The following is a 24,082-nucleotide window of genomic DNA, read 5'->3' on the forward strand; positions in this document are numbered from 1 at the left end:
GGTCATTTAAGTGCTGTGATTAAGCAGCGCTTTTAATTTTGCCGGTTTCACTGGTTTGCTCAAGTAGTGAATATTATCGGCTTTGGTTTGCTGTTTTAGGGCTTCGTCACGCACTGCGGTAATTAAAATGGCAGGAACAGGACTTTGCCAAATCTCTCGAAGTGTTTTTATTAAGGTAATGCCGTCGCAATCATGGCCAAGCTGATAATCCATTAGAATCACGTCGGGTGCGCGATGTTCTTTGGCATACGCAAGTACGGTGTCGACATTTTCAAATAGCTTATAATTTGCTTGCCATTTTTGTAATAAACTTGCCATTGCATGCAGGTTTTCGGGGTCATCATCAACAGCCACAATATTCATGGCTGTACGATTCTCAACGCCTTTTTTCGGTGTCTCTTTTTGTTGTATAAATTGACTGTCTCCGTAGGGTACTTCAATACTAAAGCGACTTCCTTTGCCGGGTGTTGAGCTTACATCGAGACGCAAAGACAAAAGGTCGACCATTCTTTTTACGACCCCAAGACCTAGGCCAACACCTTTATTATCGCCCGCTTCAATGCGGTAAAAGTCATTAAAGATTTTCGCTTGTTCTAGCTCTGAAATGCCAGGGCCGGTATCCCATACCTCGATTCTTAAATGATGTTTTCGTTTGCGACACGCAATCAAAACTTGGCCGCTATTAGTGTATTTAACAGCATTTGAAACAAGATTTTGAACAATACGACGTAAGTAAGTGATGTCGCTATGTACAATAACACCGGTTGATCGCACTTTAAGCTTAAGACCTTTTTCGCTCGACATGATGGCGTATTCATTTTTCAACGGGGCTAAAATGTCATCAATGCTAAAGTGGCGAGGCGTTGGGGTCATTGCGCCTTGTTCTAACTTGGCTATTTCAAGCAGTGCCGACATTAAGTGGACAGTTGAATCGAGGCTTGCCCCCAGTTTTTCAAAGTTATTTAAATTGTTACTTGAAAGCGTCTTATCATCAATTGCCGCCAAGTACAGGCGGGCAGCATTTAGCGGTTGAAGTATGTCGTGACTTGCGAGTGCTAAAAATCGGGTTTTACTGTCGTTAGCTTGCTCGGCCTCTTTTTTAGCTAAAGTAAGTGCTTGCTCAGTTTGTACTCGGCTGTCTATTTGTGCTTGTAGATCTCTATTGATTGTTCGGATTTCTTGCGTGCGTGCTTCAATCCGATTTTCAAGATCCATATTCACTTCTTCAAGGGCATTTTGTGTTTCGATATGCGCTGTAATATCAGAGAAGCTGGTCACAAAGCCGCCATCAGGTAATGGGTTACCTATCATTTCAAATACTTGGCCATTTCGGCGATGACGAATAAAGTGATGTGGACTGCCATTTTTAAGGTGTTGTACACGTTTTTCTACGTGTCGCTCTATTTCACCGGGGCCGCATTCACCGCGTTCGGCGTTGTAGCGAATCACTTCTTCAATGGCTTGACCCACCTCTAAGAACCCTTCGGGGTAGTTAAACATTTCGGCATAACGCTTGTTCCACGCGACTAAATTGAGTTCTTTGTCGACAACCGAAATACCATGGCTGAGGTTTTCAAGTGATGTGAATAATAAGTTTTGATTAAATTGCAGAGCTTGTGTTGTTTCGTCAAAGAAGTTTACCACTTCTTCAAAGGCCATTCGTTTACCAGAAGCGACAGTATGAATAAGCGCTTGCGCCGATGACGCGCCCAATACACCCGTTAAAGCGCGTTCGCAATAGGCGATAAATTCAGGGGCAGGGTGGGCATTATTATCATCTAGCTTGTGCGTTAAAGCGAAATGCGCCAGTACTTGCTGACTGCGTTGAATACCTAAAAAGGTCTGTAGCAGTACTTTAAAGTCGTACACAGTGGCCTTTACATTTTTATTTAAACGCCGTGCAAACACCGCTTGTTCTTTTGGGTTAACAAATGCAGCCGCTTGAATTTTATCAATTAAACGCTCATCAGCCCCTAACGAGAAACTTATATAGCAACCAATATTGGCAAACAACGCAATGAGTGTTCCGCGCGTAATAAGGGTTTGTTGTAGTTCTGCATTTAGGCTATTACCGGCATCTAAAATCGGTAACATGAGGAATAACACCCAACATATAAAGCCTGCAAGTAACCCTGCATATACCCCGTAAGCATGACCTTTACGCCAATATAAGCCACCGACAATGGCAGGGAGTAGTTGAGATACAAGCGAAAATGCAACTAAGCCCATACTGGCGAGGGCTTTGCCATGGCCAAACCACTGTTGATAAAAATAAGACAGGATCAGAATACCGGCAATAGTAAAACGTCTCACCAGTAATATTTGTGATTTGTAGCTACTGGTGATGAGGTTACGTTTAAATTTGCGACGCAACATTAATGGCAACACCACATCATTTGAGATCATAGTACTGAGTGTGAGTGTCGCGACGACAATCATCGCGGTGGCTGCCGATAATCCACCGATAAATACAAAGGTGGTTAAAAACGCATTTTCGTGCATTAAAGGCAGGGCTAATACAAAGCTGTCGGGTGAAAAACCACTGCCGATACCAGGATGGATTGCTGCTGTGGCAATAGGGAAAATCATTGCAGCGGTAAGCAATAAATAAAGCGGAAAAGCCCAGCGGGCGGTATAAAGATGGCGTTTATCTTGGTTATCAACAACGGTTACATGGAATTGTCTTGGTAAACAGATTATTGCCGCCGCGGCCATTAACGATTGACCGATAAAATTAAAGCTAAAAAAGTCAAAATTATGCCAGTGCTGCCACAATGACCCAGTTAACTGCTCGCTTTGTACGGTGTTTAAGTTAAATAACGTGTATAAGGCAAGCCCAGCCACTGCAGCTAAAGCTAATAGTTTCACCATCGATTCGAACGCAACAGCCAGCATTAACCCAGAGCGATATTCAGTAACATCGACCTTACGGGTCCCAAAAAATATTGCAAACATGGCCATAATTAGTGTTGCTGACAGCGCTAACATTGACCCTGAGATACGGTTGTCGTTTTGTAATAATAAAAAGCTACTACTAAGGGCTTTTAATTGCAGCGCGATATAAGGAATGGTCGCCAACAGTGCAATAACTGTGACCATGATTGCTGTTGTTTGTCTTTTTCCATACCGAGCAGAAATAAAATCGGCAATGGTCGTAATATTTTGTTTTTTACTAACAAGTACCAGTTTTCGTAAAAAGCCTTGGCCAAAGAAAAATAACAGCGCAGGACCAATTAAAATAGGAAGGTAATTCCAACTGCTGGTGGCGGCAGTACCGACTGAGCCATAGTAAGTCCACGATGTACAGTAAATCCCTAATGAAAACGAATAAACAAAAGGGTGATGGCTAATGCGTTTAGCCAGAGGCGTGGTTTTATCCCCCCAGTTTGCTAACCAAAACAATACACCAATGTAGGCAAGAGCAACAAAAATAAGCGCAGCAGTCATGTTCAAATTCAGTCATTATTGTAATACCACTACCTTACCAGAATTAAAGCTGATTTCGATGTGTTGATTTTGATTTGTTAAAAATCAATTTTTACAAGTTTATGATATTTAATGCTTAATTTTATTTTGGCCTTTTTATTAGACTAATGTCGCAGATCATTCGTTTTTACTATTTTGGTTATTTCTCTCATTTATATTTGTAGGTTAACTTATTGTTAAATATAGTTTTTTACTATTGATTAACAAAAGGTGCTTTGCAGTTTACGTAAACGTAAACTGGCTGTTACGACTATGGTCTCAATTCCATAATGCCGAACCGTTGCTAACTTAGTTAATGACAACTAATACCACTCATTACTTTTAAGTGATGCATAAGGGGATAAAAATGGCTTTTAAAGATGAAGAACAAGCAAAAGCTTACTGGGCGGAAAACATTTCGCTGCTATTTAAACTGTTAGCAGTGTGGTTTATCGTTTCATTTGGTTTTGGCATTTTATTGGTAGATGTACTGAATGAAGTACGTTTTTTTGGGTTTAAACTCGGCTTCTGGTTCTCCCAGCAAGGCGCAATTTACACCTTTGTAGCTTTGATTTTTGTGTACGTTTTCAAAATGAATACGTTAGATAAAAAATATGGCGTAGACGAATAGGAGCTAAGCAATGGATGTTCAAACACTCACGTTTATTATCGTCGGTTTAAGCTTCGCGCTTTATATCGGCATCGCAATTTGGGCTCGTGCAGGGTCTACTAATGAATTCTATGTTGCAGGTGGTGGCGTTCCTCCTCTTGCAAATGGTATGGCAACAGCAGCTGACTGGATGAGTGCAGCATCGTTTATCTCAATGGCGGGTATTATCTCGTTTGCGGGTTACGATGGGGGTGTTTACCTCATGGGCTGGACGGGTGGTTACGTATTACTGGCGCTGTGTTTAGCACCTTACTTACGTAAGTTTGGTAAGTTCACTGTCCCTGATTTCATTGGTGACCGTTATTACTCACAAACAGCACGTGTGGTTGCAATTTTATGTGCAATCTTTATCTGTTTCACGTACATCGCGGGTCAAATGCGGGGTGTTGGTGTTGTATTCTCTCGCTTCTTAGAAGTGGATATTGAGACCGGTGTTTACATTGGTATGGTGATTGTATTCTTCTATGCTGTTCTTGGCGGCATGAAGGGCATTACTTACACGCAAGTTGCGCAATACTGCGTACTGGTATTTGCTTACCTTGTTCCAGCAATCTTCATTTCAATGATGATGACAGGTCACTTTTTCCCACAAACTGGTTTTGGTGCCACGCTTGCAGATGGTTCTGGTCAATACGTGCTTGATAAATTAGATGGACTGAGTACCGAACTCGGTTTTGCGCAGTACACCGAAGGCTCTAAGAGTATGATCGATGTATTCGCAATCACGGGTGCGCTTATGGTGGGTACTGCGGGTCTACCTCATGTTATCGTACGTTTCTTCACGGTTCCACGTGTTAAAGACACGCGTATCTCTGCGGCATGGACATTAGTATTTATTGCTATCGTTTATACAACTGCACCTGCTGTTGCGTCGTTTGCACGTGTAAACATGATTGATACTATTAACGGTAAAGATGGTAACGGTACAGAGTATGCTGAAGCACCTGCATGGGTTAAAAATTGGGAAAGAACAGGCCTAATCACTTTTAACGATAAAAACGGTGATGGCAAAATGTTCTACTCAGCTGGCAAGATTGATGATCCAAATAGCGCCAACGAAGTGAATGTTGACCGCGACATCATGGTACTTGCTAACCCAGAGATTGCCGACTTACCAGCATGGGTAGTAGCCCTTGTTGCAGCAGGTGGTATTGCGGCAGCACTGTCAACCACTGCGGGTTTGTTATTGGTTATTTCGACCTCGGTATCGCATGACTTGTTAAAACGTACCTTGAAACCAGATATTAGTGATAAGCAAGAACTACTTGCAGCGCGACTTGCTGCGATGGTCGCCATTGTTATCTCAGCGTACTTTGGTATTAACCCGCCTGGATTTGTGGCGTCGGTGGTGGCATTTGCATTCGGTTTAGCGGCTGCAAGTTTCTTCCCGGCGATTATCATGGGTATCTTCTCTAAGAAGATGAACAAAGAAGGTGCGATCGCAGGTATGGTTACAGGTATTACATTCACCGCGGCGTACATTATTTACTTCAAGTTTGTTAGCCCTGAATTAAATGGCCCAGCTAACTGGTTATTTGGTATTTCACCTGAGGGGATTGGTTTAGTGGGTATGATTATTAACTTTGCAGTAGCAGGTATCGTACTTAAACTAACAGCTGAAACACCTGTTGAAATTCAAGAAATGGTGGAAGGCATTCGTAACCCTAAAGGGTCAAGTGCAGCGCACGCACACTAACAAAGTGGTACTAAAAGAACACACTTTTGATAAACCCAAAGCCCGACTTAAGTCGGGCTTTTTATTTTTTTAAAACAGGGGTAGTGTAGTTATTAGCCTCACTTAATTTCGAGAATAGCTATGAATGCAGAGCAACAGGAAGTCGCCCAATTTGTAATTAATCAAACCCCGTTTAATCAGCTCGATTCGGCGGCAAGCGAGTATTTTGTTAATCACCTCGATATTATTTACCTCACACGAGAAAACCAAAATAAATGGTTATGCTCTGACAATCCGAGATTATTTCTAATTCGCTCAGGAGATTATGACCTAGTCGATGCAAAAGGGGATGTGATCACGAAGCTCTCTGCAGGGGATTATTTTGGCTTTCCCTCTTTGCTAACGGGGGAGGCTATTCAAAATAGTCTCTCGGTGCAAAAAGAAGGCATTGTTTATATGCTGGACCAAGCGTCTTTTGATTATTTACGCCGCGAGTACAAAGTGTTTGAGCAATACTTTGTCCGTGCTCATAAGAATCGTTTGTTGTCATCGCATTATAAGAGTCAAAACGACAGTTGGTCTGAGAAGAAAATAGCAGAGTTAATGAACCGCAAAGCGGTAACTCTTTCGCCTGATGCGAGTATTCGCCAAACAGCCAAAAAAATGAAGCAGCAGGGTGTTTCATCAATAATGTTGACTGAGAACGAGCGCTTAGTAGGGGTGGTAACAGACCGAGATCTTCGTAATCGCGTGCTTGCTGATGAGGTTGACCCACACGAGTCTGTGAGCACGATTATGACTTGTAAGCCAAAGTTTATTTTTGAGAATAATCGGGTGTTCTCAGCGCTGCACTTAATGCTCAAACACAATATTCATCATTTACCTGTGCTCGATGAATATCATAAGCCCTTAGGCATGTTGACCAGTACTGATTTACTGCGTCAGCAAAAAAGCGACCCAGTGCAATTAATTGGACGCATATATAAAGCCCACTCTGTGGTTGATTTAAAGCGCTATTCGCAAGAGATCCCCAGCTTATTAAAAGGCTTTTCGAATAATATTGATGATATATCGCTTATCGGTAAGTTATTAAGTGGTTTAACCGATGCGTTAACTTCGCGCTTAATTCATTTATTTCAAGAAGATAACGGCGCTGCCCCCAGTCACTTTAGTTTTATTTGTTTTGGCTCACAAGCCCGTGAAGAGCAAACCCTGCATTCTGACCAAGATAATGGTTTACTTTTACCTGAAGATTTAACAACAGAGCAGCAAGACTACTTTAAACGCATGGGGGAGTTTGTGTGTGAGCAGTTGGTTGAATGCGGTATTAAACGTTGTCCAGGTAACATTATGGCCAGTAATGCACAGTGTCGAATGGGCATCAGTGAGTGGTGTGAACGCTTTTATAAATGGATCACATCGCCGACTCCAGAAGCCATGTTAAATTGTAAAATCTACTTTGATTTACGCTTTATTGAGGGCTCAATGTCGCTGTACACGCGTTTTTATGAGCAATTAAAACGTATCTCTAAAAATGATTTATTTTATGCTGCTATGGCGAGTGATATTAAAAATACTCATGTGCCCATTGGGTTATTTAACCAATTTAAATTAGAAAAAGATGCGAAACAGCACAAGTACCTTGATTTAAAAAAACGCGGCGTGGTGATTATTAACGATATAGTGCGTTTGTATTCACTCAAAGCGGGTATTCAGCGGGCGAATACCCAAGAGCGTTTGGATGCACTGCTGAAGTATTCTTTACTTAATAAAGACGATGTTTATAACTTAAAAGATTGTTGGCGTTTCTTAACGCAGCTGCGCTTACGCACACAAATAAATGAAGAAGGCTTACCGAGCAATTGTATTAACCCCAATACCTTGAATTCTTTAGAACGCCATCAATTAAAAGAAGCCTTTTATTTAGTTAAACAAGCTCAGCAAGCCGCCGCTTTTAAGTTTGCGCGTGGCAGCTTATGAGGATAACTGATGGTTAAACGTTGGCTCAGTCGTTATATGGCTCGCAAACAATTATTGGCAGCTGATGCCTATAAAGAACGTTACGTTGTGATAGATATGGAACTAACGGGGCTTGATCCCCGCCAACATGAAATTGTCTCGGTGGCATGGGTGATGATAGAAGACCAGTGCATTAAAATGAGTGGGGCACAGCACATAATTAATAAAGACGTACAGAGCCTAGAGCAAAGCCCTATTTATCACGGCATTGCCAAGCAAGATATCGATAGCGGTGAAAGCCTTGAAGCAATTCTTGCTAAGCTTCACCAACACGTTGATGACTGTATTTTAGTTTTTCATAACGCGACGCTTGATTGGGGGTTTTTAAAACAAGCGTGCCGTAAACTAGGCTTAGAAGCTAAAGCGCGGTTAATTCTTGATACGTTCGTTATTGAAAAAAAGCGTCTCCATCAGCAAGGCCATGAAATAGGCCACGATGACCTAACATTAAGCGAGTGCCGTAAACGCTATGGCTTACCTCATTACAGCTCTCACCATGCTTTAACCGATGCCATGGCCACCGCCGAGCTTTTTTTAGCGCAGTGCCATCAAATCAGTCGGGGTAAAGCCTTAAAAGTGGGGGAGTTGCTGTAATGTGTTATGCTCATCGCTAAGTTAGACAACAAACGGAATTGGTATGGATAAATTAGAATTAACAGTGCCGCCAATTATTCAAGTCGTGATATTCGCTGCCATAATGTGGATGTTAGCTGATGTGTTGGCACCTTTTAGTATGACGCTTGCCGTTTTGTTACCTGTGGCAGTGATCACCGCGTTAATTGGGGTCGCTTTCTCTTTATGGGGTGTTTATGAGTTTCACTCTGCTGGCACGACGGTCGATCCGAGATTGCCTGAGGAGTCGGCAAGCCTTGTCACTCATGGAGCCTATAAAGTTAGTCGAAACCCGATGTATGTCGGTTTCTTACTTATTTTAATTGGGTGGGGTATTTATTTGGGGAATATCGTAAATATTATGCTGCCTGTGGTGTTTGTCCTTTACATGAATCGATTTCAAATAGTGCCTGAAGAGAGGTACATGCAGCAAAAGTTTGGGCATGAATATAGTGAATATAAAAAAGCAGTTCGTCGATGGATATAACAATCAAAGCTGAATAAGACTAGGGACTGCTGAAGACTGTATTTTTCAATTATCGCCACCACGACTTTACACCACTTTATTTAAGTGCTCCCTCTTATAAAAAAGAGTAAGGTCGATTACCAAAACCAGGGTCATCTAAAACACCTAAAACCACTTTATTTTATCTTGCCCTTTTATAAAAAAGTGTAAGGTCGATTACCAAAACCAGCGTCATCTAAAACACCTAAAACCACTTTATTTAAGCGCACCCTCTTATAAAAAAGTGTAAGGTCGATTACTAAAACCAGGGTCATCTAAAACACCTAAAACCACTTTATTTAAGCACACCCTCTTATAAAAAAGTGTAAGGTCGATTACCAAAACCAGCGTCATCTAAAACACCTAAAACCACTTTATTTTAGCTTGCCCTCTTATAAAAAAGTGTAAGGTCGATTACAATACCGTCATCTAAAAGGCAGCTGTCTTTATCTGCAAGCAAATAGAGTGGATTTTCTTCTTCATGGCAATCAAACTTGCAATCAATGGTTTTGGTCGTATTGGGCGTAATATTGTCCGAGCCCTTTATGAATCAGGGCTTGAAGATCAAATCAAAATTGTCGCTATTAACGAATTAGCTGACCCTAAGGGCATTGCCCATCTCCTTAAGTACGATACATCCCACGGTCGTTTTTCGTTTCCTGTTAATTTAGGTGAAGATACGCTAACAGTCGCAGGTGACTCTATTGCGCTATTTGCCGAAGAGAATCCGGCAGAATTGCCCTGGCAAACCCTTGATGTCGATGTTGTACTTGAATGCACGGGTGTTTATCACTCGCGTGAACATGCTAAGTTACATTTAAATGCAGGGGCTAAAAAAGTACTTTTTTCGCAACCTGCAGATGCCGACGTTGATGCAACCATTGTGTATGGTATCAACGACGATGAATTAAAAGCAGCGCATACAATTGTTTCTAATGGCTCATGTACAACTAACTGTATTGTGCCTGTGATTAAAGTATTAGATGATGCATTTTCTATTGAATCTGGGGCAATCACGACAATTCATGCCTCGATGCATGATCAACAAGTGATCGACGCTTATCATCATGATTTACGTCGTACCCGTGCGGCAAGCCAGTCTATTATTCCTGTAGATACAAAACTTGCCCGTGGTATCGAACGTATTTTACCTAAGTTTCATGGCCGCTTTGAAGCCATTGCCGTGCGTGTACCGACGATTAACGTCACCGCGATGGACTTAAGCGTCACGGTAAACACTGATGTTGATTTAGGCGACGTTAATCAAGCACTTAAGTTAGCAGCAAAAGATCGCCTTGAAGGGATTTTAAGTTACACTGAAGAGCCGCTGGTGTCGGTAGATTTTAATCATGACTCACATTCTTGTATCATAGATGGCACTCAGACACGTGTTAGTCATAAACGACTGATAAAGTTGTTAGTGTGGTGCGATAATGAGTGGGGATTTGCGAATCGTATGCTCGATACAGCGCGTGCGATGATGGCTGTAAGCCAATAACTTATAACTATAATTTAGTATCGTTAACAAAGGAGAAGTCCATGTCGGTCATTAAAATGGCAGATTTAGATTTAAACGGCAAACGCGTGTTAATTCGTGAAGATTTAAATGTGCCTGTAAAAGAAGGTAAAGTGACCTCTGATGCACGTATTCGTGCAGCATTACCTACTATTAAATTAGCGTTAGAAAAAGGCGCAAAAGTAATGGTGATGTCACACCTTGGCCGCCCTACGGAAGGGGAATATGATGAAGCGTTTTCACTCGCCCCTGTCGTTAATTATTTAAATGATGCGCTTGAGCAAACGGTTCGTCTTGAAAAAGATTACCTTGATGGCGTTGACGTGGCAGATAATGAAGTGGTTGTTTTTGAAAACGTACGTTTTAACGTAGGTGAAAAGAAAAATGATGAAGCATTATCTAAAAAGCTAGCTGCATTATGTGATGTTTACGTGATGGATGCATTTGGTACGGCTCACCGTGCACAAGCATCAACGCACGGTGTTGGTTTATTTGCCGATGTAGCGTGTGCAGGCCCACTTTTAGCCGCAGAGCTAGACGCTTTGGGTAAAGCGCTTGATAACCCTGCGCGTCCTTTAGTGGCTATCGTTGGTGGCTCTAAAGTGTCGACTAAGTTAACCGTACTTGATTCACTATCAACAGTGGTTGATCAACTTGTTACGGGTGGAGGTATTGCAAATACTTTCATCGCAGCAGCTGGTCACCCTGTAGGCAAGTCTTTATTTGAAGCTGACTTAATTGACGAAGCAAATAAATTAAGTGCCGCTGCAAAAGCAAATAATGGTGAAATTCCAGTGCCAACTGATGTTGTTGTTGGTAATGAGTTCTCAGAATCGGCTGTTGCGACATTGAAAGATGTGAATGAAGTAACCGATGAAGATATGATTTTCGATATTGGCCCAGATACAGCGAAACAGCTTGCAGATATTATTGCAAAAGCAGGCACGGTTGTGTGGAATGGTCCAGTTGGCGTATTTGAATTTGACCAATTTGGTAATGGCACGCGTGCGATTGCTGAAGCTATCGCAAATTCAAGCGCATTCTCAATTGCGGGCGGCGGTGATACGCTTGCTGCGATTGATAAATACGGCATTGCCGATAAAGTGTCTTACATTTCAACAGGTGGTGGTGCTTTCCTTGAATTTTTAGAAGGGAAAAAATTACCAGCAGTTGCTATGCTAGAAGAGCGTGCTAAGTAATTAGTACGAACACCAGCGTGGTTATTTAATTACGCTGGTTTGGCTGTTTATAAAATACCTCTCACCCTTATTTTATAGACAGTTTTTGCGGTAAGCGATGGCTTCTCGTGATGCAGTGATGCATCAAAAAATAATTTATCCGTTCAAACTAGATGGTAGGAAACTACTGTCGATACAATTTGGAGAATACCAAATGGCTTTAATCAGTATGCGACAACTTCTTGATCATGCAGCTGAACATGGTTATGGCGTACCAGCGTTTAACGTTAATAACCAAGAGCAAATGCGTGCAATTATGGAAGCAGCTGACAAAACTAACAGCCCAGTAATCGTACAAGGCTCAGCTGGCGCACGTGCATATGCTGGCGCCCCTTTTATTCGTCATATGATTTTAGCAGCTGTTGAAGAATGGCCACATATCCCTGTCGTTATGCACCAAGACCACGGTACGTCACCTGGTGTGTGTCAACGTTCTATTCAATTAGGCTTTTCATCAGTCATGATGGATGGTTCATTGATGTCTGATGGTAAAACACCTTCAAGCTATGAGTACAACGTAGAAGTTACTCGTCAAACAGTTGAAATGGCGCACGCGTGTGGCGTATCAGTTGAAGGCGAGCTAGGTGTACTCGGTTCTCTTGAAACTGGTGAAGCGGGTGAAGAAGATGGCGTAGGCGCAGAAGGCAAGCTTACAACAGATCAAATGCTAACAGATCCTGAAGAAGCGGCTGACTTCGTTCGTAAAACTCACGTTGATGCACTGGCAATTGCGTGTGGTACATCACATGGTGCATACAAGTTCACGCGTCCACCAACAGACGATATTTTAGCGATTGATCGCATCAAAGAAATTCACGCGCGTATTCCTAACACACACTTAGTTATGCATGGTTCGTCTTCAGTGCCGCAAGAATGGTTAGAAGTAATTAACCAATACGGTGGTGAGATCCCTGAAACTTATGGTGTGCCAGTTGAGCAGATCATCGAAGGTATCAAGTATGGCGTGCGTAAAGTGAATATCGATACCGATTTACGTTTAGCATCAACAGGTGCCATTCGTCGTCACCTTGCACTAAACCCTGCGAATTTCGATCCGCGTAAATATTTAGCTGAAGCAACGAAAGCGATGACAGAAATTTGTGTTGCTCGCTATGAAGCATTTGGCACAGCAGGTCAAGCAGGTAAGATCAAACCTATCTCATTAGATGATATGCACCTGAAATACTTATCAGGTGAACTTGATCCTAAAATCAAGTAATTGATACTAATATAAAAAACCGGCTTTAATTGCCGGTTTTTTATTGCCTCGATCTTAACGGATCAGTGTTTTACTTACTGTTTATTTTAAGATCATTGTTTTACTAACCATAAATAGCCCGGATCATTATTTTACTAGTTTTAGGATGATCATTGCCTATTTTTGTTTAACTTTTAAACAAGCGGGTAACGTGTTGAGCATTAAATCAAAGAGTTAGTAGACTAACTTAGTAAGATCATGATCCGAAATAGATCGGCTTGGTAAAAATCTGATCCTGACTCGCCGAAGTTAGTAGATCAGTGATCTGAAATGTTTATCTTAAATATACTGTTTAGAACTTGACCAATATGGCTTTATGTTCGATTTTTAAGTTATTGCTTACATTAAGGATCGCTACCATGAAAAAAACCGCCATTATGTTCTCGAGCTTTGCAATGTGCCTACTTTCTTTTAATAGTGTTGCTGAAGCCGTTGATATATATGGTCGGGCGCATTTAGGGGTTGCCAATAGTGACACCAATGAAGGAAGTAAAACATCAGTTGAAAGCTACAGCTCGCGGATTGGAATTAAAGGCAGCGGTGAAATAAATGAGGGTCTGAAAGCGGTTTATAAGTTTGAGTTTGCTGTAAATGCAGCAGATCAAGATAGCGATGGTAAAACCGAAGAAAATATCTCTGCGCGTAATCAGTATGTCGGTTTACAAGGCAGTTATGGTCAAATTGTTTTAGGCCGTCATGATACTGCCCTTAAAATATCACAAGGCAAGATTGACCAAATGAATGACTTTAATGGGGACGTTAAAGCATTGTTTAATGGTGAAAATCGTTTAGGTGATGTCGTACATTACAGCTCACCAATTGTCGGAAACTTACAATTTGTTGTGACGTATATTGCTGAAGACAATTCAAAGCAAGATGATGAAACAGGCATCTCTGCTGCCTTTATATACGGTGATAGCAAACTTAAAAACACACCTTATTTTGTAAGTGTTGCACATGACAGTCAGGTTGCGGGTTACGACATCACGCGGTTTACTGCACAAAGCAAAATAGGTGATCTTGTGATTGGGGGCATGTATCAACAAAGTGAAAAAGTATCAGGCTCAGATACTGAAGATGGTTTTTTGCTTAGTGCCTCTTATAAAATTGATAAGTATAAGTTACTTGCTCAATATCAAGACTCAGAAGGAGACTTTGGTAAATTAAAAGACTCTGGCACCGGAACATCGGTCGGCGTTGAGAGAAGCCTTTCGAAACAAGCACGTATGTATATGTGGTATACGCAGTTTTCACTCGATAATAAAGCTGATGAAGATCACCTTGCTGTAACATTAAGGTATGACTTTTAAGGTGTAAAAAAGCATATTTAAGCGGAAAACCATTCATTTTTACTGAGTTTTTTTGGTGCTTTTTGAATTACTCGTTAGACTTTCATAAAAATGTCATACTTAGTCATAATAATGAAACCAGTTCGCTAACGAAAGAGATAAATTGGAATGTCACGTAAAGTACTAGTCGTCGATGACGAAGCGCCTATCAGAGAGATGCTGGTTTTTGTTTTAGAGCAAAATGGTTTTCAAGCAATTGAAGCCGAAGATTATGATTCTGCAATTGAGGCAATGGTTGAGCCATACCCCGATATGGTTTTATTAGACTGGATGCTACCCGGTGGAAGCGGAATTCAGATTGCGAAGAAATTTAAGCAAAGCGAATATACACGTCAAATCCCTATTATTATGCTAACAGCCCGCGGTGAAGAAGAAGATAAAGTACGCGGTCTTGAAGTGGGTGCTGATGATTATGTTACTAAACCATTTTCGCCAAAAGAATTAATGGCCCGTATTAAAGCGGTTATCCGCCGTGTATCGCCGACTTCACTCGAAGAGGCTATTGAAGTACATGGTTTGCGCCTTGACCCTATTTCACATCGTGTCACCTCTGAGGGAAGCGAATTAGATATGGGACCTACTGAATTTAGACTACTGCATTTTTTCATGACTCACCCTGAACGTGTTTACAGCCGTGAACAATTACTTGATCATGTATGGGGAACAAACGTTTACGTTGAAGACCGTACTGTTGATGTACATATTCGTCGTTTACGTAAAGCGATAGCACCCCTTGGACATGACAGGCTCGTACAAACTGTGCGTGGTGCAGGTTATCGTTTTTCAAGTAAATTATAAGTGCGTTGGCTGACTATATTCAGCTAATTTACATTCTTAAGGTAAAGTGAGTGTATGTATCGAGTAGTCAATAAACAGGCGTTAGCAAAACGCCTGTTTATGTATTTCTTACCTTTGTTATTAGTTGGCGTGCTTGTAGGTGCGCCATTTTTGCTTTTATTTTTAGGCTCCTTTGCACTACTGATTTGGCATTATCATCAACTCTATCGCCTTAGTGATTGGCTCCTTAATCAGCGTAGCTTCAACCCACCTGAAGGTGAGGGAGCTTGGGAGCAAGTTTTTGAAGGGATCTACCATTTACAGCATCGTAATCGTAAAAAGCGTAATGAACTGGCTGATTTAATTCGCCGTTTTCGTGATGGTGCAGAGGCGGTACCTGATGCGGTTGTGGTGTTGCAAAAAGATCTGAGTATTATTTGGTGTAATCAACTCGCGCTTAAAGTATTGGGCTTACAATGGCCAACGGATCATGGACAGCGACTCGATAACCTTATTCGTGATCCTAAATTTGCTAAATATATGCACCAAGCCAGTTTTGATGAGCCACTGGAGCTGGATGGTGGTCACAGTTATGAACAAATACTCGAATTTAGGGTCATGCCCTATGCAAGCTCGCAGTTAATGATGGTTGTTCGTGATGTCACGCGACTAAAGCAATTAGAGCAAATGCGTAAAGACTTTGTGGCCAATGTATCACACGAATTGAGAACACCACTTACGGTCGTGACTGGTTATTTAGAAATGCTTGATGGCGATAACATGCCACCGCCAAGTATGTGGAATAAAGCGCAAACAACGATGCTCGAACAATGCAAACGCATGGACAGTCTAGTAAACCAACTCTTGTCATTGTCTCGCATTGAAGGCGCTCGCCGTCAAGACAACGACAAGCCTGTGAATGTGCCAAAGTTACTCACCTATATTCACACAGAAGCACAATCGCTGAATCAAGATAAAGGCCATGAGCTTATTTTTAATGTCGATAGCCATTTAGATATTAAAGGTGCTGAGGATGAGTTACGCAGTGCATTTTCTAATTTGGTATTTAACGCCATTCATTACACTAAGCCTGGCGGTAAAATTGTGGTCGATTGGCAGCTTAAAAATAATCAGGCTGCGTTTAGTGTCACTGATAACGGTGATGGTATTGCCAGCGAACATATTAATCGCCTAACAGAGCGTTTTTATCGAGTAGATAAAGCACGTAGTCGCACAACGGGTGGCTCTGGCTTAGGTTTAGCGATAACAAAACATGTACTTACACGTCACGATAGTCATTTGAATATTAAGAGTAAAGTTGGTGAAGGATCGACATTTTCGTTTGCCTTTAGCAGCGATAAAGTCGTTCGCTTACCAGACTCTTTAGAAATTAATGCAAAGTCATAAAACTGTCATTTTAGGGTAATCTAACTGTCATCTAGTGTCTTTAGAGTAGACTGCAGTTAGGAAATGGGACGAACAAATCGGAGTAACCCCTATGAAATTTAAAAATCTCGTTGCCGCAATGGGTGTGGCTGTAACAACATTTGTATCAGCTCAAGCAGCTGCAGTTGATAAAGATATGCCTGAGTACCAAAAAACAAGTGGTATTTCTGGTAACTTTTCATCTGTGGGCTCTGACACACTTGCCAATATGATGACCTTTTGGGCGGAAGAATATAAACGCTTTTACCCAAATGTAAACATCCAAATCCAAGCAGCGGGTTCTTCAACTGCGCCTCCAGCACTGACAGAGGGGACTGCAAACTTCGGCCCTATGAGCCGACGTATGAAGTCTAAAGAAATTGAAGCTTTCGAGAAACGTTATGGTTACAAGCCTACAGAAGTTCGCGTTGCAATTGATGCGCTAGCGGTTTTTGTACATAAAGATAACCCAATCGAAGGTTTACGTATTGACCAAGTGGATGCTATTTTCTCTTCAACTCGCAAGTGTGGTGCTGATGCTCAAGTAAATCGTTGGAGTGATGTAGGTTTAACAGGTGATTGGGCTGCAAAAGATATCCAACTTTATGGTCGTAACTCAGTATCAGGGACCTACGGTTACTTCAAGAAAAAAGCATTGTGTAAAGGTGACTTCCGTAACAATGTAAATGAGCAACCAGGTTCTGCATCGGTTGTTCAGTCAATCTCTTCGTCAGTGAATGCGATTGGTTACTCAGGTATCGGTTATAAGACATCGGGTGTACGTACTGTGCCACTTGCTAAGAAAGGTGATAACTTTGTTGATGCGACATTAGAAAACGTTGCAACGGGCAAATACCCACTTTCTCGTTTCTTATACGTATACGTTAACAAACACCCTAATAAGCCACTTGCACCTATTGATGCAGAGTTCTTAAAAATGGTGTTATCAGTAGATGGTCAAAAAATTGTTGAGAAAGATGGTTATGTGCCGCTTTCAGGCAAGATGGCAATGGCTGAACTTAAAAAGCTAGATCTTCTGTAACAATCAATACAGACAGTGATAAAAGAACCGCTCAATGAGCGGTTCTTTTCGTTTTAGCTTTTAGCAAAGAGTTTTGCTTTTATGCGTTGCTGAGCAAGGCGAACTTGTTTGCGCTTTTTGCCAGGCTTAGCTTTAAAGCTTTGGATTGGCATCACCGTTGGGGTCTCGGTTGGTAATGCGGGAATGTTAAAATTAGCGTGCTCGTCTTTAGGAAGACCAATCTCTTGCTGATGCACACGAAGTGCTGCCAGAGTGTCATCGTTTTGCACTTCGCTTGGGCATAAGAATAAGCCCAATTTACGCATTTTTATGCCTAATCCTATACTACTTGAGTAACGTACAATCGGGGCTGCTAAAATCAGTCCAACTAAAATAGGTGATAACCACCAAAAGAAAGTCGGGGTATAGTAATAAGCTACACCACCCCAAATAATAGCGGTGATGGTTGAAAATAGAGTATACCCAATTGCTTCTTGCCACGGCACCATGCGTCCTTCACGAGGCTGCGCATCCCAGCTAACTTTCTTACCAAGAAATACACACACTACAAAGTAGCTATGAAACACCATCATGAGTGGCGCGATTACAATAGCAAATACGCTCTCAATGAGTGAGCCTGCGATCAATTTTACACTGCCACCAAAGGCTTTATTGCGATGCACTAAAGTCACTATCAATCCCATAAGTTTTGGTAAAAGTAGTAATACCGCAGTGATAAATAGCAGTGAATCAATTAAATCAGTTTTAGCAATTTGCCAAGTAGGAAATAGCTGGTACGCATGGTTAAAATACACATCACTATTCAGTGCACGCGTAACTGCATCCAAGGTACTTAATGCCAGCATAGATAACCAAATAAGTGATGAGATATACGCTGTGGCACCAAATAAAAAGTGCATTTTACTCATCAGTTTCAAACCTGATTTTGGCAATAAACCGAGATGCTGAATATTACCTTGCACCCATCGTCTGTCGCGAATTGCGTAGTCTAGAATGTTGCTCGGTACTTCTTCATAGCTGCCTTCAATATCGCTGAGTAATAATACATCCCAACCAGAACGGTGTAGCAGTGATGCTTCAACAAAATCGTGACTTAAAATCTCTCCACCAAAAGGGGCATTGCCTTTTAATACAGGAAGACCGCAACATTGCGTGAAGGCTTCAACACGAATAATTGCGTTGTGTCCCCAGTAATTTGCTTGATTGGTTTGCCAAAATGCAGAACCTGTCGCCAGCATAGGGCTGTATAAGATTGAGGCGAATTGTAAAAATCGACCAAAAAAAGTATCTTGGCGAACCGGAATCGGAATCGTTTGAATAAGGCCTGATTTTGGATTACTGATCATGCTTGTGGTTAACTCAAGCATACATTTTCCTGTCATGATGCTGTCAGCATCAAGTACAATCATGTGCTCGTATTGACTTCCCCAGCGTTCACAAAAATCAGTGAGGTTACCCACTTTACGGTGTTTATTATCTTCACGACGACGATAAAAAGTATGCTGAGCTAAGTCACCTAAACGTGCCGTTAATGCATTCCATGCTTTTAGTTCATTGCGCGCAATCTCTGGATCTTGTGTATCACTAAGTAAATAGAAATCGAAGTTCGGCATTTGGCCCGTTTTAGCGAGCGATCGAAGACTCACTTCAAAACCAGCGATCACACGCTCGGTATCTTCGTTATAAATTGGCATCACGACAGCTGTTTTAGTCTGGCTTAGTGCATGTTCGTTAATTTCAATGGGCTTTTGACGTTTAAGCGTCAGTGGGTCAATACGCAGCAGTTGTAAAATAAAGCCCATACAGCCACTACAAAAGGCTGTTACGATCCACGCGAAGGTCACTGAAAATAAAAACAGCAATGCGTACTCAAGCGGTGTCATGCCGTTAGAATTTAAAATATCGAACATGATCCACACACCATATGCAGTAATCGCTAGCGCAAGGCATGAAAATAGCCAAACGCGAGTTTTCTTAAATGGCATTGCGGTTGGTGTTAATGTTTTGCTATTGGACGTCATTTGGATACCAGACATAGCTCCATACCTCGCTGATTTCTTTGTCACGTAGTTTTAACGATAAGCGCATATCGACAGGCTTATCTCCCTCTGGCGCCACTTTAAACGCGACGCGCCATCCTTGATTATTCGGTAACTGCTGAACTGTTTTATCGCTAATCTCACCTGATGACAGTGCTAAATCGGCCTTCATAGCAAAATTTGCAGACAGTTGATTGATGTTTTCACCACTGAAGTCAACAGTAAATTGACGGTGACTTTTTGGTGGTGGATTCTTTTCGCCAGGCAGGGCTGCACTGCCTATGCGTGTTCTTAAAACACTCGCTTTATCCTGAGATGCAAGGGTTGCATTAAAAGTTGATAGCTTATAGCTGAAACTTAAGCTATCGCCTGCTTTCATCGCTTGCTCAGGCACCCAGTAGCTAACAATGTTGTCGTTAGTTTCTGTGTCTGTGGGAATCTCTACCAGCTCAACGCGGCCTTTCCCCCACGAACCCATTGGCTCAATCCACATACTCGGGCGGTTATGGTAATGTGCCTCTGTGTCTAAGTAATTGTTAAAATCACGGTCACGTTGTGCGAGGCCAAATCCCTTCGGATTATCATAACTAAATGATGTAACACTTAATTTTTTAGGGTTGTTAAGTGCTCGCCATACCCATTGACCCTCTGCTGATTGCATTAATAGGCCGTCTGAGTCATGTACTTCTGGACGGTAGTCATCAAAAAACTTGGTGCTGTTTTCACCGTGATAAAACATACTTGTTAGTGGTGCTATACCCAGTTTTTTAATATCTTTGCGGGCAAAAATTTGCATCTGAGTTTTTACTTCAGTGTTTGTCGAAGGTGTTAACTCAAAACGATATGCTCCAGCAACAGATGGGCTATCAAGCAGTGCATAAAGCACGATAGTGGTGTCTTCAGGCGCTGGTTTTACTAACCAAAATTCTTTAAACACGGGAAATTCTTCGCCCGAGCTAAGAGCAGTATCAACCGCAAGTCCGCGGGCTGAAAGGCCATAGACTTGGTGTGGGCCCACTAAACGAAAATAAGAGGCACCTTGGAATACCGCAACTTCATCTTTGTATTCGCTATTATTGAGCGGAAAATGCAGACGAAAACCGGCATGACCCAACTGAGTATTCTTAATTGCAGTGCTTATTTCTGCTTCCAACGGAGCCGCGGTTGCATCGTAACGATAATAATCAGTTTTAAAAGGCAGGCTTTTAACTTCGGCATTTTGCTCTAGGGTATTAATTGCCACCGGTGATTTATATAAAAAGCCAGGATGAAATAATTGCACTTCATATAAGCTTTGATCTTTCCAGATTGCTTGATCTGGGCGAAAGCGAATAGCACGGTAATCTTGATAACTAATGCTGGTTAATGCTTCAAGTTCTAAATCTTTTAGTGCGACATACGGCTCAGAGGCTAACTTTTTAGCGCGAGCAGTGATTACATCAAATAGTTTCTCTTGTGGAATTGTGATCATCGCAGGCTTTTGCTCAACAACGGTGTGCTGTGTTTCAGTTTTTTGTGGCTGAGTTTGGTTTTCAGTTGCGTAAGTATGGCCTGCACTCATGGCTAATAATACGCCCAAGAAGGTCTTCTTTTTAACAGCGCTGAAGAGCTTAGTTCGGGTTTCTGGTTTCATTAATTTTTCCTTTAGCCGTAAATCACGTTTATTCATTCATACCTCTCAGCAAAAAGTGAACCTAAAAAAACACTAATAATCTCAATGACGTTGAGTTGGTACAGCTAAATGCGAAGAGTAAATTTTGAAATTAGTGAGAAACAATTACACGGTAGCAGTTGTTAATTCGTCACCAATATGGAGAAGTTTAATGAACGAAAGCTTGCCCTAATATGAATAGCTTAAAGGATGAACAAAAATATGAACAAAATTAGCAGACGCTTAATTGAAAAAGTGAAATTGTAATCGAGAAGGAAGGTGCAGGCACTGAACTGACACATACCAATTCGCAATAACACTCAAAATAGAATGTTTAATTAAGTAAATTGATATAATTCAGTGCCTCAGAAAGGCAAATTTATTTAACTTCGCCTAACTTTTCTGCATTCGCTTTACATTGATTGTAAGCTTCGATGCACTTGTTACTACAGACTTTATGAACTAAGCCATCTGCGGTGCTTTGCTGTTCGCAGCTGGCTTCGCATTGATAGTTTTGTTGGGCACATTGTTGCATTTCTGGGTTATCAATCTTGCTTGAGCAAGCTGCTAACAAGGTGAATGCAAACAATGATACTGCAATAGCTGGTAATTTTTTCATGCTTATCCCTAGTTTATGGCTATTCTTTTAAATCCATCTTACCCAGATTGTTGAAACTTAATCCAGCGTAACTTGCAAATTATCAATTAAACGAACCGATCCTAAGAAGGCTGCGGCTAAAATAACCAGTTGTTTATCCGCTGCTGATGCAGCTTTTAGCGTTGATCGTTCGGCAATCGAGTAATAATCAGGTTTTAGGCCTGCGGCTTCAAGCGTGGCTTTGGCTTTAGCTTCTAATTCAGCGAAATCCGTTTGGCCTTGTTTTAGCTGCTCAGCCGTCTCGTTAAGGGTTGCAAATAATACTTTTGCGGTGTCTTTTTGCTCATCAGACAAATAGCCATTACGTGAGCTCATAGCAAGGCCTGATATTTCACGGCACGTAGGTACACCGACAATCTCGACAGGGATAGAGAGATCGCGTGTCATGGTTTTAATCACTTGCAGTTGCTGAAAATCTTTTTCACCAAAACAGGCAAAGTCAGGTTGCACAAGATTGAATAACTTAGTCACAACGGTGGCGACACCTTTAAAATGGCCGGGACGTGAACCACCGCAATAACCCATCGACACGCCTGGTACATCAACAAAGCTTTGTTCACCAAGGCCATTTGGATAGATGGTTTCAACTGACGGCGTAAACACGATGTCAGTTTCAAGTTCTGCTAGGCCTTGTTTATCTTCGTTGAGCGTGCGCGGGTAGTTGTCGAGATCCTCATTGGCGCCAAATTGCATAGGATTAACAAAAATACTGACGACGACTTTATCGGCTAACGTTTTTGCTTTTTCAACTAATGAAAAATGCCCTTGGTGCAAGTTGCCCATGGTTGGGACGAGTGCAATGCTAAGTCCAGCTTGACGCCAAGCTTTGATTTGACTACGTAACGATTTTATTTCAGTGATTGATTGCATTATTTAAACTCATGTTCGGTACTTGGGAAAGCACCACTTTTTACATCTTCACAATACTTTTGCACGGCTGCTGGCATATTCCCTGTTTCAAGTAAAAAGTTTTTTGAAAACTTAGGGATATAACCAGCTGAAATGCCGACGAGGTCGTGCATAACTAAAATTTGTCCGTCGGTTTGATTGCCAGCACCAATTCCGATTGTCGGGATAGTTAATTCATCGGTAATACGCTTAGCCAATTCACTAGGAATACACTCTAATACCAATAATTGTGCACCTGCAGCTTCAAGCGCTTTAGCATCGCTAAGCATTTTATCAGCTTGTGATTGTTCGCGGCCTTGAATTTTAAAGCCGCCAAATACGTGCACAGACTGAGGTGTTAAACCTAAATGACCACACACAGGTATGCCTTGTTGCGTCATTGCGCGGATGCTGTCGTGTAACCACTCGCCACCTTCAAGTTTGATCATGTTGGCGCCAGCACGCATTAACTCGGCTGCATTTTTACACGCATCGGCAGGGTTTGAGTAGGTCATAAAAGGTAAGTCAGCGATGATGAATAGCTCGCGGCTACCGGCGCGGACACACCGTGTATGGTAAGCAATCTCGCTGTTCGTTACTGCTAATGTGTCATCACCACCTTGTAAAACCATGCCCAGTGAGTCACCGACTAAAATCACTTCGACGCCATTATCATGAAACAATTTTGCAAAGCTGGCATCGTAAGCTGTAAGCGCGGTAATTTTTTGTTTTTCGTGTTTCATTTTATTAAGAGTTGAAACGGTGATTTTAGACATAATTTCCTCTAAGGCTTCGCCTAGGTTGATTACTGCTGAGGGAGTTTTTGTAAATCGTTTAAAGGCAACGTTTTTGTTATATCAGCAAGTGATTGGTTATTCGGTAAAACAAGAGAAGGGGCTATCTCTAATAAAGGATAAACAACAAACTCTCTCTCAACGAGGCCATAATGAGGCACGGTGAGGCGAGGCGTGTCGATCACTTGGTCACCAAATAATAGAATATCAATATCAAGGGTGCGAGGTCCCCAACGTTCTTCTTTACGTACACGGCCATGATCACGTTCTACTGCTTGGGTTAAATCGAGTAGTTGCTCTGGTTGCAGAGCCGTTTTAATACACGCAACCGCATTGACATAGTCGGGTTGATCTTGTGGCCCCATTGGCTTACTTGCGTAATCATGCGATACGCAAACCAGCTCAATTTCTGGTAGCCCTTGTAATGCTGTAATAGCATTACGAATTTGTGTACGTGGCGCATTTAAATTTGCGCCTAACCCTAAATACACTATGTTCATG

The 24,082-nt window shown here is 41.7% G+C and carries 19 protein-coding genes; 12 read left to right on the plus strand and 7 right to left on the minus strand.

Features of this window, described 5'->3' with window-relative positions; all coding sequences use genetic code 11:
• Positions 1-6 precede the first annotated feature (6 nt).
• Positions 7-3,447, minus strand: coding sequence for a PAS domain-containing hybrid sensor histidine kinase/response regulator (locus D0907_RS03620; protein WP_065978042.1), 3,441 nt, complete (start codon positions 3,445-3,447; stop codon positions 7-9).
• A 385-nt stretch (positions 3,448-3,832) separates the two neighbouring features.
• Between D0907_RS03620 and D0907_RS03625 the strand changes: the two genes are divergently transcribed.
• From D0907_RS03625 to D0907_RS03680, 12 genes are all read left to right on the plus strand, one after another.
• A complete protein-coding gene (locus D0907_RS03625) occupies positions 3,833-4,096 on the plus strand; it encodes a DUF4212 domain-containing protein (RefSeq protein WP_036970763.1) in 264 nt (87 codons plus the stop codon).
• A 10-nt stretch (positions 4,097-4,106) separates the two neighbouring features.
• On the plus strand, positions 4,107-5,831 hold the full coding sequence (locus D0907_RS03630; RefSeq protein WP_036970761.1) for a sodium:solute symporter family protein: 1,725 nt from the start codon (positions 4,107-4,109) through the stop codon (positions 5,829-5,831).
• Positions 5,832-5,951: 120 nt separating this feature from the next.
• Positions 5,952-7,790 carry a DUF294 nucleotidyltransferase-like domain-containing protein gene (locus D0907_RS03635; RefSeq protein ID WP_118844027.1) on the plus strand — a complete coding sequence of 613 codons (1,839 nt, stop codon included), beginning with the start codon at positions 5,952-5,954 and terminating at the stop codon, positions 7,788-7,790.
• Between the two features lie 9 nt (positions 7,791-7,799).
• The gene (locus D0907_RS03640) at positions 7,800-8,423 is read left to right on the plus strand and encodes a 3'-5' exonuclease (RefSeq protein WP_036970755.1); all 624 of its coding nucleotides are present in this window, start codon (positions 7,800-7,802) and stop codon (positions 8,421-8,423) included.
• A 43-nt stretch (positions 8,424-8,466) separates the two neighbouring features.
• Positions 8,467-8,928 carry a methyltransferase family protein gene (locus tag D0907_RS03645; RefSeq protein WP_118844028.1) on the plus strand — a complete coding sequence of 154 codons (462 nt, stop codon included), beginning with the start codon at positions 8,467-8,469 and terminating at the stop codon, positions 8,926-8,928.
• Between the two features lie 499 nt (positions 8,929-9,427).
• Positions 9,428-10,444 carry an erythrose-4-phosphate dehydrogenase gene (epd, locus tag D0907_RS03650; RefSeq protein ID WP_118844029.1) on the plus strand — a complete coding sequence of 339 codons (1,017 nt, stop codon included), beginning with the start codon at positions 9,428-9,430 and terminating at the stop codon, positions 10,442-10,444.
• A gap of 41 nt (positions 10,445-10,485) precedes the next feature.
• The gene (locus D0907_RS03655) at positions 10,486-11,661 is read left to right on the plus strand and encodes a phosphoglycerate kinase (RefSeq protein WP_036970748.1); all 1,176 of its coding nucleotides are present in this window, start codon (positions 10,486-10,488) and stop codon (positions 11,659-11,661) included.
• A gap of 193 nt (positions 11,662-11,854) precedes the next feature.
• The gene (gene fba, locus D0907_RS03660; protein WP_036970746.1) at positions 11,855-12,919 is read left to right on the plus strand and encodes a class II fructose-bisphosphate aldolase; all 1,065 of its coding nucleotides are present in this window, start codon (positions 11,855-11,857) and stop codon (positions 12,917-12,919) included.
• Between the two features lie 398 nt (positions 12,920-13,317).
• Positions 13,318-14,268 carry a porin gene (locus D0907_RS03665; protein WP_075593156.1) on the plus strand — a complete coding sequence of 317 codons (951 nt, stop codon included), beginning with the start codon at positions 13,318-13,320 and terminating at the stop codon, positions 14,266-14,268.
• A gap of 147 nt (positions 14,269-14,415) precedes the next feature.
• Positions 14,416-15,105: a phosphate regulon transcriptional regulator PhoB gene (phoB, locus tag D0907_RS03670; protein WP_036970740.1), complete on the plus strand. Its 690-nt coding sequence runs from the start codon at positions 14,416-14,418 to the stop codon at positions 15,103-15,105.
• 54 nt (positions 15,106-15,159) lie between these two features.
• Entirely contained in the window at positions 15,160-16,491 is a 1,332-nt protein-coding gene (gene phoR, locus D0907_RS03675) for a phosphate regulon sensor histidine kinase PhoR (protein WP_036970737.1), read from the plus strand.
• Positions 16,492-16,582: 91 nt separating this feature from the next.
• A complete protein-coding gene (locus D0907_RS03680; RefSeq protein ID WP_065978046.1) occupies positions 16,583-17,551 on the plus strand; it encodes a PstS family phosphate ABC transporter substrate-binding protein in 969 nt (322 codons plus the stop codon).
• Positions 17,552-17,604: 53 nt separating this feature from the next.
• On the opposite strand, the gene mdoH is transcribed toward D0907_RS03680, so the two are convergent.
• The 6 genes from mdoH to folK all read right to left on the minus strand — a co-directional run bounded on the left by mdoH (position 17,605) and on the right by folK (position 24,081).
• Entirely contained in the window at positions 17,605-19,587 is a 1,983-nt protein-coding gene (gene mdoH, locus D0907_RS03685; protein ID WP_036970731.1) for a glucans biosynthesis glucosyltransferase MdoH, read from the minus strand.
• Positions 19,559-21,223, minus strand: a complete 1,665-nt coding sequence (locus D0907_RS03690; RefSeq protein ID WP_075593157.1) for an OpgD/OpgG family glucan biosynthesis protein — start codon at positions 21,221-21,223, stop codon at positions 19,559-19,561. The genes mdoH and D0907_RS03690 overlap by 29 nt, the downstream gene beginning before the upstream one ends.
• A gap of 397 nt (positions 21,224-21,620) precedes the next feature.
• A complete protein-coding gene (locus D0907_RS03695) occupies positions 21,621-21,860 on the minus strand; it encodes a hypothetical protein (protein ID WP_075593158.1) in 240 nt (79 codons plus the stop codon).
• Positions 21,861-21,917: 57 nt separating this feature from the next.
• Positions 21,918-22,769, minus strand: coding sequence for a pantoate--beta-alanine ligase (gene panC, locus D0907_RS03700; protein ID WP_118844030.1), 852 nt, complete (start codon positions 22,767-22,769; stop codon positions 21,918-21,920).
• On the minus strand, positions 22,769-23,563 hold the full coding sequence (panB, locus tag D0907_RS03705; RefSeq protein WP_036970718.1) for a 3-methyl-2-oxobutanoate hydroxymethyltransferase: 795 nt from the start codon (positions 23,561-23,563) through the stop codon (positions 22,769-22,771). Before panB ends, panC begins: the two co-directional genes overlap by 1 nt.
• Positions 23,564-23,592: 29 nt before the next feature.
• Positions 23,593-24,081, minus strand: a complete 489-nt coding sequence (folK, locus tag D0907_RS03710; RefSeq protein WP_118844031.1) for a 2-amino-4-hydroxy-6-hydroxymethyldihydropteridine diphosphokinase — start codon at positions 24,079-24,081, stop codon at positions 23,593-23,595.
• Position 24,082 lies beyond the last annotated feature (1 nt).

This window comes from Pseudoalteromonas lipolytica, assembly GCF_003515105.1.
Taxonomy (GTDB): domain Bacteria; phylum Pseudomonadota; class Gammaproteobacteria; order Enterobacterales; family Alteromonadaceae; genus Pseudoalteromonas; species Pseudoalteromonas lipolytica.

Bases quoted from the DNA above. Each gene is read 5' to 3' on its own strand.
- D0907_RS03620 (WP_065978042.1), bottom strand. From the start codon at position 3,447: ATGACTGCTGCGCTTATTTTTGTTGCTCTTGCCTACATTGGTGTATTG.
- D0907_RS03625 (WP_036970763.1), top strand. From the start codon at position 3,833: ATGGCTTTTAAAGATGAAGAACAAGCAAAAGCTTACTGGGCGGAAAAC.
- D0907_RS03630 (WP_036970761.1), top strand. From the start codon at position 4,107: ATGGATGTTCAAACACTCACGTTTATTATCGTCGGTTTAAGCTTCGCG.
- D0907_RS03635 (WP_118844027.1), top strand. From the start codon at position 5,952: ATGAATGCAGAGCAACAGGAAGTCGCCCAATTTGTAATTAATCAAACC.
- D0907_RS03640 (WP_036970755.1), top strand. From the start codon at position 7,800: ATGGTTAAACGTTGGCTCAGTCGTTATATGGCTCGCAAACAATTATTG.
- D0907_RS03645 (WP_118844028.1), top strand. From the start codon at position 8,467: ATGGATAAATTAGAATTAACAGTGCCGCCAATTATTCAAGTCGTGATA.
- epd (WP_118844029.1), top strand. From the start codon at position 9,428: ATGGCAATCAAACTTGCAATCAATGGTTTTGGTCGTATTGGGCGTAAT.
- D0907_RS03655 (WP_036970748.1), top strand. From the start codon at position 10,486: ATGTCGGTCATTAAAATGGCAGATTTAGATTTAAACGGCAAACGCGTG.
- fba (WP_036970746.1), top strand. From the start codon at position 11,855: ATGGCTTTAATCAGTATGCGACAACTTCTTGATCATGCAGCTGAACAT.
- D0907_RS03665 (WP_075593156.1), top strand. From the start codon at position 13,318: ATGAAAAAAACCGCCATTATGTTCTCGAGCTTTGCAATGTGCCTACTT.
- phoB (WP_036970740.1), top strand. From the start codon at position 14,416: ATGTCACGTAAAGTACTAGTCGTCGATGACGAAGCGCCTATCAGAGAG.
- phoR (WP_036970737.1), top strand. From the start codon at position 15,160: ATGTATCGAGTAGTCAATAAACAGGCGTTAGCAAAACGCCTGTTTATG.
- D0907_RS03680 (WP_065978046.1), top strand. From the start codon at position 16,583: ATGAAATTTAAAAATCTCGTTGCCGCAATGGGTGTGGCTGTAACAACA.
- mdoH (WP_036970731.1), bottom strand. From the start codon at position 19,587: ATGTCTGGTATCCAAATGACGTCCAATAGCAAAACATTAACACCAACC.
- D0907_RS03690 (WP_075593157.1), bottom strand. From the start codon at position 21,223: ATGAAACCAGAAACCCGAACTAAGCTCTTCAGCGCTGTTAAAAAGAAG.
- D0907_RS03695 (WP_075593158.1), bottom strand. From the start codon at position 21,860: ATGAAAAAATTACCAGCTATTGCAGTATCATTGTTTGCATTCACCTTG.
- panC (WP_118844030.1), bottom strand. From the start codon at position 22,769: ATGCAATCAATCACTGAAATAAAATCGTTACGTAGTCAAATCAAAGCT.
- panB (WP_036970718.1), bottom strand. From the start codon at position 23,563: ATGTCTAAAATCACCGTTTCAACTCTTAATAAAATGAAACACGAAAAA.
- folK (WP_118844031.1), bottom strand. From the start codon at position 24,081: ATGAACATAGTGTATTTAGGGTTAGGCGCAAATTTAAATGCGCCACGT.